A 10,591-nucleotide genomic window follows, 5' to 3' on the forward strand; every position below is an offset into this window, starting at 1 on the left:
CGCTTGTGGACGTTCCCCTCTTCGCCGTATTCGTGGATGCGCGGCTCGGGGTTCCGGTACGCCTCCTCCGGCGTCGCACGCGTGGGCAGGATCTCGTAGTCCACCTCGATGAGGTCGAGCGCCTCGAAGGCGGTCGCCTCGTCGCGCGCGATCACGGCGGCGATGGGATCCCCCACGAACCGAACGCGGTCGCGGCAGAGCGGGTCCTCGTCCTGGGAGACGGGGAGGATCCCGAACTGAACCGGGAAGTGCTGCCCCGTCAGGACGAGGAGCACGCCCGGATGCGCCTCGGCCTTCGAAACATCCACCCGTTTCAGGTTCGCGTGCGGCACCTTCGAGCGGAGCAGCTTGCAGTGGACGGCGCGGGACATCACGACGTCGTCGGCGAATGTCGTCTGGCCCGTCACCTTCGCGCGGCCGTCCACGCGGCGGCGGGGGACGCCGACGATGTTGAGCTTCCCGTCGCTCATCGCTTGCGGACCTCGGCGGCGAGCGGGTCGCCGGTCTTCGCCCAGTGGTGCGCGTCCTCGCGTGAGGCTCCCTCGCCGCGCATCCGCGCGGCGGCGTCCTCGACCGCCTCGAAGATCTGGTTGTACCCGGTGCAGCGGCAGAGGTTCCCGGACAACGCGGAGGCGATCTGGTCGCGCGTGGGACTCGGGTTGTGCTCCAGCAGGTGCTTCGCGGTGAGCAGGAACCCCGGCGTGCAATACCCGCACTGCGACCCGCCGAGGTCCGCGAACGATTCCTGCAGCGGGTGGAGCTTCCCGTCGCGCCCCGCCATGCCTTCGATGGTCTCGACCGCGCGGCCGTCGCATTCGGCGGCGACGACGAGGCACGAGAGGACGGGCTTCCCGTCCAGGAGCACGGCGCAGGCGCCGCATTCGCCGAGCTCGCATCCGTGTTTGGTGCCGGTGAGCTGCAGGTCCTCGCGCAGGACCTCGAGGAGGGTCTTGTAGGGGGCGAAGGAGACTTCCGTCTCCTCCCCGTTGACCTTCAGGACGACGTGGAGATGTTCGGGCACCGGCGCCTCCGAGGGTCTACTGCTGGACGCCCTGCAGGGTCGCGGCGCCGCCGTCGAACTCGATCGAGCCGATCGTGGCCAGGTTCGAGTCGAGGGCGCGTGGGCCGCCGACCCCGCCGAACGTGAGGGTCGAGCTGCCGGTGGCCTTGACCCGGAAGGTGAGGCTCACGACTACGTTGCTCCCGGCGGGGACGCCGTTCCCGGGGCAGTTTCCGAGCTTCGTGACGCCGACCACCACCGACGTCACGCCGCCGGCGGTTTGCTGATTCGCCTGCAGGGCGAGGTTGTTGCCGGGGCACGCTACCAGGGTCGTGCCCGCAGTGGCCGAGGCCGCGACGAATTCGACGACCGCAGGATTCGAGATCACAACGTCGAAGGCCCAGCTGTAAATGTCGGAGCTCGTGGAGGGGCCGAAGAGGACGACCTGCGTGGTGACGTTCGCCCCGCTCGCCGATCCCTGGAGGAGCTTCACGCGGTTGCCGAGCTCGACGAGCGCGCTCTCCGAGAACACCGCGGTCAGGCCGGGGTTGACGACCCCTCCGTCGTCGGAGCCCCCTCCGCCGCAGCCGATGGACGGGATCGCCGCCGTCGAGAAGAGGAGCAGGAGGATCGGGAGCATCGGTCGTCGGGGCTGGGTCATCGCGGGCCTCCGTGTCCCCTCAGGATACGTCGGTTGGCGGCGGCTCACCCGAGCCCGTGCCGCTGCGCCGTCTGCCCCGGCCGCCCCGCCGCGAGCGCCGGCGGCGTCGGGGCTCCTCGGCGGCGGCTGCCGCGGCCGCCGCCGGTCGCGGCTCCGCCGGGGCCGTCGCGGCGACCGCTCCCGCGCCGTACCGGTCGGTGTCGTGGGCTTCCGCCTCGAGCTGGGGCACCGAGGGGAGCGCGGCGAAGAAATAATCGTCCGACCAGACCGGCGGGAGCGCCGCGGATGGAGCGGGCTCGGCAGGCGCTTCGCGGGGAGGGGTGGCCGGCGCACCCTCGGTGCGGCCGCGACCGCGCCCCCCGCGGCGACGACGTCGACGGCGCCCGCCGCGTTCGGCCCCCTCGCCCTCGCCCTCACGTTCGACTTCGGGGGCGGCGGCGCGCGCGGCGGGCTCGGCGCGTTCCGGTCGCGGCGGGCGGCGTTCCCCATCGTGGGAGGACTGCGACGTCCAGAAGGTGAGGGCTTCCTGGAAGTCGCCGCCGTGGGCGGCGGCGAGGACCTCGAGAATGTGGATCGCGTCGGGGAACGCGGGGCGGCGGACGATCGCGAGGCGCAGCCCCTTGCGCACGTCGCGCGCGGGGATCATCCGCTGCAGCGCGAGGAAAGTCTGACGGCACCGCTCCTGGTCGCGACGCGACATCCGCAGGCGCAGGGCGAGCGGACGCAGCCGGTCGTCCACCGCGTCCCGCACGGCTCCGAGCTCGCGCGGCGGCCTGGCCGTTCCGTCGGCGCTCCAGCCGAGCGCCTCGTGGAGCGGCGCGAGGAGCAGCCACGTGAAGATCTCTCCGGTGGAGATCGCCGTCGCGTCGGCCCGCGCGTCCGCGGCATCGAGAAGGCGCGCGAGCAACGCGCGCGCGGCGTCGTTCCCGCGGTAGGCGGGAACCAGCTCCGGAAGGATGACGTCGAAGACCCCGGTTTCGAACAGGAGGTCGAACGACGGACGGCCCGCGCGACCGCGCACGAAACGGTTGATCTCCTCGAGGATGCGCGGCGGGGCGGCCTTCGGGATCTCGCCCCGCGTGCGGTCGATGGCGGCGCGGGTTCCGGCCTCGATCGAGAAGTCGAGACGGGCGGCGAACTTGATCGCCCGCAGGATCCGGATCGGGTCCTCGCGGAACCGCACGTCGGGGTCGCCGATCGTCCGCACGAGGCGACGGCGCAGGTCTCCCAGGCCGTCGGCGTGATCGAGGACGTTCCCGGTGTTCACGTCGTAGAAGAGCTGATTGATGGTGAAGTCGCGGCGCACCGCGTCTTCCTCGGGGGTCCCGAAGACGTTGTCGTCCCGGATCAGCAGGTCCTCGGCCGCCTCGGGGTCGTCGTCCCGGACGTCGCGCGCGCGGAAGGTCGCGACTTCGAGGATCTTGCCGTTCTGGAAGTAGACGTGGGCCAGCCGGAATCGCCGGCCGATGATCCGGCAGTTCGAGAAGAGACGCTTGATCTGGCGCGGCGTCGCGGAGGTGCCGATGTCGAAGTCCTTGGGGCTCCGGTCGAGCAGCAGGTCGCGGACGCACCCGCCGACGAGGTAGGCGGTGTGGTCGAAGCGCGTCAGGCGCTTGAGGGTCCGGACGGCGTCGGGGTCGAGGTCCCCCTCCGAAATCGGACGGTGGACGACCGAGGGGCCGTGATGGACCTCGGGCCGCGCCTCCACGCCCTGCGCGGGCGGCGGGTCGGGTTCGTCGCTCATGGGGTTCGGGGACGTCTTGGGAAGGAACAAGTCCCGCAATCGCTTCAGCATCCTCGGTCCGGCCGCCTCCGAGGGCGGGGGGCCACTATACCGCAGCAGGTCACGAATCCGCGGGGTCAGGGCCGCCGGAAGATCTTGCGGTTCGGATCCAGCTCGACCCTGAGGGGCTCGAAGGGCAGGTCGTAGACCGCCTGGAACCGCGCCGTCTCCAGGTTGATCGTCTCGCGGTGCTGCTCCCCGGGGCCGTGGAAGACCACCTCCACCGGGATCGCGTAGGTCCCGGTCTTCTGCACGAGGGTCAGGTCGACGCGCCAGCCGCCGCCGGCGCCGGGGAAGGTGCGGATCGACGCGTCGAGCTCCGGGGAGCCGCGCCCCTCGAACCAGTCTTCGAAGGGGCGGGTGAGGCTCCGCTGCGTCTCCCGCTCCATCGCCTCGCGGATGTCGGCGAGTCGGATGGGCGCCCCGACCGGTCGCTCGAACAGGCCGCGCAGCGCCGCGAAGAAGCTCCGGTCGTCGACCGACAGGCGGATCATGTCCGGAGCGGCCGAACCCTTGCCCCGGAGGACGGTCTCGGGCGTGTCGGCCGCCGCGCGGGCGAGCGGGACGTCCCCGGACAACATCTCGAAGTAAGCGCGGCGCAGGCGCAGGATATCGGCCGGGAGCGGCAGCGCCCGGTCGCGCGCGAACACCCCCGATTGCCACGACGCCCAGGCCTCCATCCACGGTCCGTCGCCCGCAAGGCGCTCGCCGAACCACTGCCCCGACAGCAGGTCCGCGCCGTCCGAGGCGTTCTCGACGGGCACGTCTGCGGGAACGGCCAGGAAACCGCCGGCGCGGGCGCGGGCGTCCGCCTTGGGAATCAGCGCGAGGTTGAATCCGTCGAACGGGTAGGGGGCGAGTGCGCCGGACAGCCACGCCAGTCCGTCGCGGAGGCGTTCGGCGATCTCGGCGACGCGGACCGCGTTCCCCGGAGCAACGAGGACGCGCAACGGCTTTCCGAGGACCTGCGTCGTCGTCAGCTCGAGCCCGGGGCCCCCCGCGATCGCGAGCGTCCGCACCGGCTTGGCGGTCTTCCAGCTCCAGACGCCGTCGAGGGGTTTCCCTGCGGGGGATCCCGGGGCGAGCACACCCCATCCCTTCGGCGCGCGCACCGTGACCGCGGCGAGGCCCCACGTGTTCGCGAGGGCGGGGTACCAGGCATCCCAAGGTCCGAGCACCGCGCGCTCGGGGGCCACCCTCGGGTCCTTCCCGCGCATCGGGCGCCCGCTCACCAGGAACGAGACGGTCCGGAGTCCGTCGAGGGGAGGATCGAGGGTGACCACGATGTCCGGACCGGAGCGCCGGTGCTCGACGACCCCCGCATCGGCCGAGGTCCGCTCGACGACGAGCTCCTCGGAGAGCCGGAACCGCAGGGTCGGCGTCTGGCGCCCCTCCACGGTCATCGACGCACGCTCCTCGATGTTCCCGGAAGAGGGGTCCAGCCGGACGTCGAGCTCCATCCGGACGATCCGGGGCCCCTCCGCGGCCGGCGGGGTGCGGTCGGGCTCGACATCGACCTGGGGAGGGGCCGTTTGGGACCCTGCAGCTAAGACCAAGACACCAAAGACGTTAAGGAGCATGCCGGAAACCTACCACCAACTCGCCGCGGATGCTCCCGGTCGGTGTCGGGGAACCCCACGGATGAAGAAAAAAGACTGGCCTACTCTGAAAAGCTTAAGTACTTTCAGCCCAGGTCGAACGAAAGGCCGGAGGGCTTATGGTCGCTCGTGACCTCATGAAGACCGCCGTGGTGACCATCTCGGAGGATTGCCTTCTCTCGGAGGCCTCCGGGCTCTTCGTGGAGCACCACGTGAACGGCCTGCCGGTCCTGGATCGGCGCGGGCGCCTGGTCGGCGTCGTGACGCAGCAGGACGTCTTCCTCGGCGCGGCGACCCGCACCGAGATTTTCGGCCTGCGCCGCGAGCCTCGGGTCCGCGACGTCATGACGTCCCCGGCGATCGCGGCAAGCGAGGAAACCGACGTCGCCGACGTGTGCCTGCTGATGTCCCGGCTCGGCGTCCACCGGATCCCGATCGTGCGGGACGGGCGCGTCACGGGGATCGTGTCGTCGATCGACGTCTGCCGCGCCGTCGTCGAGGGGTCGATCGCCGTTCCCGTTTGACGCTTCGGCCGTTGCCGCCGTCGGCACCGTCCGCTAGAGTCCGGCGTCCATGCGCGCCAAAGACCTCATGCACCACCCCGTCGTCACGGTCCGTCAGGACGAGAGCATCGCGGCGCTGTGCGACCTGATGCAGCAAGCCCACGTCAACGGCGTTCCCGTCGTCGACGAGGACGGCGACGTCGTGGGCGTCGTCACCGAGGAAGACGTCATCTACGGGACGATGGGATCGGGCGGACCCGAAGGTCGCGTGCGGGCCGGGGGCCCCGCGTCCTCCGAAGGTCAGCTCGTCCGCGACATCATGACCTCGCCGGCCGTCTGCGCCGACGAGGACACGGACATCGTGGAGATCTGCCGGATCATGTGGCGGATGCGGATCCACCGCATTCCCATCGTCGCCGGGGGAAAGCCGGTCGGCATCGTCGCCGCGCTCGACCTCGTCCGCGCGATCGCGGAAGGCGAGATCCGTCCTTGAGCGCCACGCAGGTGATCGCGCTGCTCAACTCGCTCGCGACGGGGGATCTCGACGCGCTGCGGGCCAAGCTCGAGGAAGCGGGGCGCGCGTGCGGCGAGCTCGGCCGGGACGATCTCGCCGCCGCGCTGGACGAGGCGAAGGCCTCGCTCGTCGCGTGCGACCTGAAGACCTTCCGTCGCCGCGTCGAGATGGTCGTCTCGAAGCTCGGCCATCTGCGCTGATGGCGGCGCCCCCGCGTCGGCGCTTCCGCGTCGCGGCGGTGCAGATGACCTCCACCGCGGACTCCGCCGCGAACCTGAAGGCGGCCGAGAGGCTCGCGCGTCGCGCGGCGCGCGAGGGGGCGGATCTCGTCGCCTTCCCGGAGAACTTCGCGTTCCTGCGGCGCGAAGGAGAGCCGATTCCCCGCGCGCGCGCGCTGGGCGAGGGCCCCGCGAAATGGGCGGCCGGACTCGCGAGCGATCTGGGCGTCTGGGTCCTCGCGGGCTCGGTCGCGGAGCGCGCGCGTGCGCGCGGGCGCGTGCACAACACGAGCGTGCTCGTCGCCCCCGACGGTCGCTTCGTCGCCGTCTACCGCAAGATCCACCTGTTCGACGCGCGCGTCCCCGGAAGCGGGACCCTGCGCGAATCGGAGGCCGTCGCCCCCGGTCGCGAGGTCGTCGTCGCGGACACGCCGCTCGGCCGGCTGGGGTTGAGCATCTGCTACGACCTGCGGTTCCCCGAGCTGTACCGCGCGCTGACGGCGAGGGGGGCGCAGGTGCTGTTCGTGCCCTCCGCGTTCACGCACTTCACCGGCTCCCATCACTGGGAGACGCTGCTGCGGGCCCGCGCGATCGAGAACCAGGCGTGGGTCGTCGCGCCGGCGCAGACCGGCCGCCACGGCCCGAGCCGCCGCTCGTGGGGGCGCACGATGGTGATCGACCCCTGGGGCGCCGTCGTCGCCCGCCGCGAAGGGGGGACGGGGATCGTCGTCGCCGACGTCGATCTCGATCGGGTGGAGGCGGTGCGCGACGCGATGCCCTGCCAGTCCCACCGACGGCTTTGACACTCCGAACCGCGGTCTGGTAGCGTTCGCGCGCTTCCCCACGGAGGTTCCCGTGTTCTGCCCTGTCTGCCGGGACGAGTTCCGTTCCGGCTTCACCCGCTGCGCGAACTGCGACGTCGCCCTCGTCGAGCGCCTCGACTCCCCGCGCCCCCGGACGGACGCGCCGCTTCAGGTGCCCGCCGCGAAACCGGGCGAGCCGAAGGTGAACTACTGCGGCTTCCTCGAGATCGACGAGGCGCTCATGGCGCGTCGCGCGCTGGTCAAGCACGGGATCGCCGCGGAGATCCTCGTGCGGGACGGCGAGGGACCCGACGGGGTCGAGGAGTACTGGCTGCGCGTGGCTGCGTCGCATTTCGCCGCGGCGCAGGCCGTCCTGGGCTACGACGAGGCGGACGGCGTGCACGCCGACGTCGAGGTCGAGAAGGTCGCCTGCTCCGCCTGCGGGGGCGAGGTGGACGAGGACGCCTCGCGTTGCCCGCATTGCGGCGAACGGTTCGAGGACTGAGGTGCCGCGCGTCCGCACCGTGCTGCTCGACGCGGGCGGGGTGCTGCTCGACCTCGACTACCGGTTCGTCCAGCGGCTGATCGCCGCCCGAGGGTGCGACGCCGACGTCGCGACCCTCCAGGAGTCCGAGGCCCACGCCCGGACCTCCATCGAGCGACGGGTGCGGGAGGGCGGTCGCAGCAGCGAAGCCTGGCGCGACTATTTCCGTTACCTGCTCTCGCGCGTGGGAGCCGACCCCGGCTGGACCGAGGAGGTCATCGACGTCCTCTGGGACGCCCACCATCGGGTCGGACTCTGGACGGTCGCCATCGACGGCGCCGTGGAGACGGTCCGGGAGCTGCGGCAGGCCGGCTACAAGGTGGGCGTGGTGAGCAACGCGGAAGGGCGCGTCGAGCAGGACCTGCGGTCGGCCGGGTTCGACGGGTTGCTCGAGACCGTCGTCGACTCCCACGTCGTCGGCGTCGAGAAGCCCGACCCCCGGATCTTCGCGATCGCGCTGGAACGGCTCGGCGCCGAGTCGTCGTCGTCGGTGTTCCTCGGCGACGTGCCCGCGGTCGACGTCGAGGGGGCGCGCGGAGCCGGGATCGCGCCGATCCTCCTCGATCGGCACGGCCTCTACCCCGACGCGCCCGCCCCGCGCCTGCGCACGATCGCCGAGCTACCCGCCTACCTGGCCTCGCTTCAGCCGCTCGAGTAACGCGTACGGCCTCGGGTTGGCCGGGCTCAGCGCGACCACGCGCTCGAGGTGCTCGATCGCCTCTTCACGTGCGCCGCGCCGCGCGAGGAGCACCGCCAGGTTGTAGCGGGCCTGCGCGTAGTCCGGCCAGATCGCCACGGCCCGCGCGAGGGCCGCCTCGGCCTCCGTGTCGCGTCCGGCCTCCTCGAGGAACATCCCGGCGCCGGCCTGGAGCTTGGCGGATCGCGGCTGCGCCGCCGCGTCGGTCGTGGCGAGCGTGAGGTTGTCCTTCCACGCGGGAATGCGCGCGAAGCCGCGTGCGGCGAGCGCGAAGGACAGGGCGACGACGGCCGCCGCGACGAGCGAACGCCGCCCCGTCGCCCTCGCCGCCGCCGCCGCCGTGTGCCCGACGAGAAGGCATGCCCCCAGGGACGGGAGATACGCCTGTCGCTCGGCGAGGATCGTTCCGCTGGCGAAGAGCAGATTGGAGGAGGGGAGGAAGAAAAGAGCCCACGCGGCGAGCGCCAGCACGACCGGACGCGACCGCCGCCGCCAGGCCGCGACGCACGCGGCGACTAACGCGAGCGCGAAGAGGATGCCGGCCCACGCTCTCGGATCCGACAGCGATCGGACGACCGGGAGCGCGTCGAAGGAGTAGTCGCTGACCAGGCGCTGCGGCCAGAGGAACAGCCCCAGGTGGATCCCCTGGCACCACAGCGCGGTGGCGGCGCGCGCCGCCGATCCCGCGGTCGCCGCGGGGTTGTCGAGGAAGATCGCCGATTCGGCGCCGCGCAGGCCGCCGAGGGCGTTCCAGCGCAACGCGAGCGCCGCGGCCATCGCGACCGCGTAGGCGGGCCAGGGACGACGCGGGCGCTCCCCGTCGGGACGCAGGGCGTCGTCGAGGGCGAAGAGCGCGGGGGCGAGGATCGCCGACTCCTTAGAGAGGACGGCGAGAAGCCACAGGCCGGCGGCGATCGCGGGACGCCCCTTCCGGTGGGCCAGCCACGCCGCGAGCACCCCCGCGGCGGCGAGGAGCTCCGATCGGCCGGAGACGTTCGCGAACGCCTCGACGTGCACGGGGTGGGTCGCGAAGACGAGGCCACCGAACAGGGCGGTCCCGTAGACGGTCCCTGCGCGGCGGAACGCGAACCACGCCAGTGCGGCGACGAGGGCGTGCAGCCCGACGTCGACGGCGTGGAACCCCGCGGGGGACGCGCCGGTCGCCGCTCGGTTCACCGCGAAGGAGGCGACCGTCACCGGCCGGTAGAGGCCGTGCTGCTCGCCGGGGAGGTCCCAGTAGGGCCGGGTGAACAGCGTCGGGACGTTCGCGAGCGAGCGGATCGCGGGGTTGTCGCGCACCTGCGCGACGTCGTCGAGGGTGAAACCGTTGCCGACCGCGGGCGCCGCCGCGAGGGCCGCGGCGGCGGCGACCAGGAGAGGCCACCGCGCCGCGACCCGATCGCTCATGCGGAGGTTCGGATCAGAAGGTGTACGCGTAACCGGCGAGCAGGGTGAAATCCGGCGAGCCGTCGGTCAGCCCGAAGCCGAGGGCCCCGCGGAAGATGCCGCGCTTGGCCGGGCTCCAGTTGACCCCCGCGAGAATGCGCGTGTCGGAGTCGAGGTCCTCGAAACGCGCCGTCTCGAGCGCCATCTCGCCGACGAACGACAGCTGCTGTGAGAGCGGGAGGATCAGGCCGAGGCCCAGCGACGCCGAGGTCTTGCCGTCGATGTCGATCCCGGGGCCGAGGCTGCCGTCGTTGTTCAGGCGCACGCCGACGTTCGCGGTGAACGTGGCGTTGGGGAGCTTGTGACGCAGCGAGCCGAACGCCTTGAGCGAGAACGCGTCCGTGCCGAGGCCCGAAGTCTCGTCGCCCGTCGGGACGGTGACGAGACCGCCCGCGGCGAACGCGGTGTTCTGGTACGTGCCGAAGCTCCACTTGCCCCACGCCTCGAGATCGGTGGCGCCGGAGCCGTCCGGGATGTCGTCGGGGGCGCTGGTGCTGCCGAACCCCACGCGGCCGCCGATTTCGAGGTTCTTGATCGGGTTGATCGCGAAGACGCCGCGCAGCACGGTCCGATCCCAGGGGAGATCGTCGCTGCCGTCCGAGTACTCGAGCTGGCCTTCCCACCACTGGCGGTTGGCGATCGTCGCGTCCTCGGCGAACGACAGGAACAGCCGGTCGGCGCCGACCGGGGACTGGGCCAGCGCGGCTCCGCACGAGAGCGCCGCGAGAGCGAAGACCACCGCGTACTTCCAGATCCGCATCTTCAGAGACTCCTTTCCCCTCAACCTCGGGCCGCATTGTTGCATCCGGAGTGGGGATGTCAAT

Annotated in this window: 13 protein-coding genes; 6 read left to right on the top strand and 7 right to left on the bottom strand. The window is 71.9% G+C overall.

What is annotated here, in order from left to right:
- The 5 genes from VF139_00410 to VF139_00430 form a co-directional block, all read right to left on the bottom strand.
- The coding region (locus VF139_00410; protein ID HEX6849837.1) for a hypothetical protein at nt 1-470 on the bottom strand (470 nt) is incomplete at its 3' end.
- Nucleotides 467-1,021: a (2Fe-2S)-binding protein gene (locus VF139_00415; protein HEX6849838.1), complete on the bottom strand. Its 555-nt coding sequence runs from the start codon at nt 1,019-1,021 to the stop codon at nt 467-469. The genes VF139_00415 and VF139_00410, both read right to left, overlap by 4 nt.
- A 16-nt stretch (nt 1,022-1,037) precedes the next feature.
- Nucleotides 1,038-1,661, bottom strand: a complete 624-nt coding sequence (locus VF139_00420) for a hypothetical protein (GenBank protein ID HEX6849839.1) — start codon at nt 1,659-1,661, stop codon at nt 1,038-1,040.
- A 19-nt stretch (nt 1,662-1,680) separates the two neighbouring features.
- Entirely contained in the window at nt 1,681-3,405 is a 1,725-nt protein-coding gene (locus VF139_00425; protein HEX6849840.1) for a CCA tRNA nucleotidyltransferase, read from the bottom strand.
- A 116-nt stretch (nt 3,406-3,521) separates the two neighbouring features.
- The gene (locus tag VF139_00430) at nt 3,522-4,904 is read right to left on the bottom strand and encodes a hypothetical protein (protein HEX6849841.1); all 1,383 of its coding nucleotides are present in this window, start codon (nt 4,902-4,904) and stop codon (nt 3,522-3,524) included.
- Nucleotides 4,905-5,161: 257 nt separating this feature from the next.
- Here VF139_00430 and VF139_00435 point away from each other — a divergent pair, with 257 nt between their 5' ends.
- From VF139_00435 to VF139_00460, 6 genes are read left to right on the top strand one after another with little or no spacing between them, the layout of a single operon-like run.
- The gene (locus VF139_00435) at nt 5,162-5,566 is read left to right on the top strand and encodes a CBS domain-containing protein (GenBank protein HEX6849842.1); all 405 of its coding nucleotides are present in this window, start codon (nt 5,162-5,164) and stop codon (nt 5,564-5,566) included.
- A 49-nt stretch (nt 5,567-5,615) separates the two neighbouring features.
- Nucleotides 5,616-6,038 carry a CBS domain-containing protein gene (locus VF139_00440; GenBank protein HEX6849843.1) on the top strand — a complete coding sequence of 141 codons (423 nt, stop codon included), beginning with the start codon at nt 5,616-5,618 and terminating at the stop codon, nt 6,036-6,038.
- A complete protein-coding gene (locus VF139_00445; GenBank protein HEX6849844.1) occupies nt 6,035-6,259 on the top strand; it encodes a hypothetical protein in 225 nt (74 codons plus the stop codon). Before VF139_00440 ends, VF139_00445 begins: the two co-directional genes overlap by 4 nt.
- Nucleotides 6,259-7,080: a carbon-nitrogen hydrolase family protein gene (locus VF139_00450; protein ID HEX6849845.1), complete on the top strand. Its 822-nt coding sequence runs from the start codon at nt 6,259-6,261 to the stop codon at nt 7,078-7,080. The genes VF139_00445 and VF139_00450 overlap by 1 nt, the downstream gene beginning before the upstream one ends.
- Before the next feature lie 52 nt (nt 7,081-7,132).
- Nucleotides 7,133-7,585: a hypothetical protein gene (locus VF139_00455; GenBank protein HEX6849846.1), complete on the top strand. Its 453-nt coding sequence runs from the start codon at nt 7,133-7,135 to the stop codon at nt 7,583-7,585.
- A 1-nt stretch (nt 7,586) separates the two neighbouring features.
- Nucleotides 7,587-8,282, top strand: a complete 696-nt coding sequence (locus tag VF139_00460; protein ID HEX6849847.1) for an HAD family hydrolase — start codon at nt 7,587-7,589, stop codon at nt 8,280-8,282.
- On the opposite strand, the gene VF139_00465 is transcribed toward VF139_00460, so the two are convergent.
- Both VF139_00465 and VF139_00470 read right to left on the bottom strand, forming a co-directional pair.
- Nucleotides 8,244-9,728 (bottom strand): DUF1736 domain-containing protein, encoded by a 1,485-nt coding sequence (locus VF139_00465; protein HEX6849848.1) that lies wholly within the window; start codon nt 9,726-9,728, stop codon nt 8,244-8,246. The two genes, VF139_00460 and VF139_00465, sit on opposite strands and share 39 nt — an antisense overlap.
- A 13-nt stretch (nt 9,729-9,741) precedes the next feature.
- Nucleotides 9,742-10,527 carry a hypothetical protein gene (locus tag VF139_00470; GenBank protein HEX6849849.1) on the bottom strand — a complete coding sequence of 262 codons (786 nt, stop codon included), beginning with the start codon at nt 10,525-10,527 and terminating at the stop codon, nt 9,742-9,744.
- Nucleotides 10,528-10,591 lie beyond the last annotated feature (64 nt).

This window comes from Candidatus Polarisedimenticolaceae bacterium, assembly GCA_036376135.1.
Lineage (GTDB): Bacteria > Acidobacteriota > Polarisedimenticolia > Polarisedimenticolales > DASRJG01 > DASVAW01.

Bases quoted from the DNA above. Each gene is read 5' to 3' on its own strand.
- VF139_00465 (HEX6849848.1), bottom strand. From the start codon at position 9,728: ATGAGCGATCGGGTCGCGGCGCGGTGGCCTCTCCTGGTCGCCGCCGCC.
- VF139_00435 (HEX6849842.1), top strand. From the start codon at position 5,162: ATGGTCGCTCGTGACCTCATGAAGACCGCCGTGGTGACCATCTCGGAG.
- VF139_00425 (HEX6849840.1), bottom strand. From the start codon at position 3,405: ATGAGCGACGAACCCGACCCGCCGCCCGCGCAGGGCGTGGAGGCGCGG.
- VF139_00430 (HEX6849841.1), bottom strand. From the start codon at position 4,904: ATGGAGCTCGACGTCCGGCTGGACCCCTCTTCCGGGAACATCGAGGAG.
- VF139_00450 (HEX6849845.1), top strand. From the start codon at position 6,259: ATGGCGGCGCCCCCGCGTCGGCGCTTCCGCGTCGCGGCGGTGCAGATG.
- VF139_00440 (HEX6849843.1), top strand. From the start codon at position 5,616: ATGCGCGCCAAAGACCTCATGCACCACCCCGTCGTCACGGTCCGTCAG.
- VF139_00470 (HEX6849849.1), bottom strand. From the start codon at position 10,527: ATGCGGATCTGGAAGTACGCGGTGGTCTTCGCTCTCGCGGCGCTCTCG.
- VF139_00420 (HEX6849839.1), bottom strand. From the start codon at position 1,661: ATGACCCAGCCCCGACGACCGATGCTCCCGATCCTCCTGCTCCTCTTC.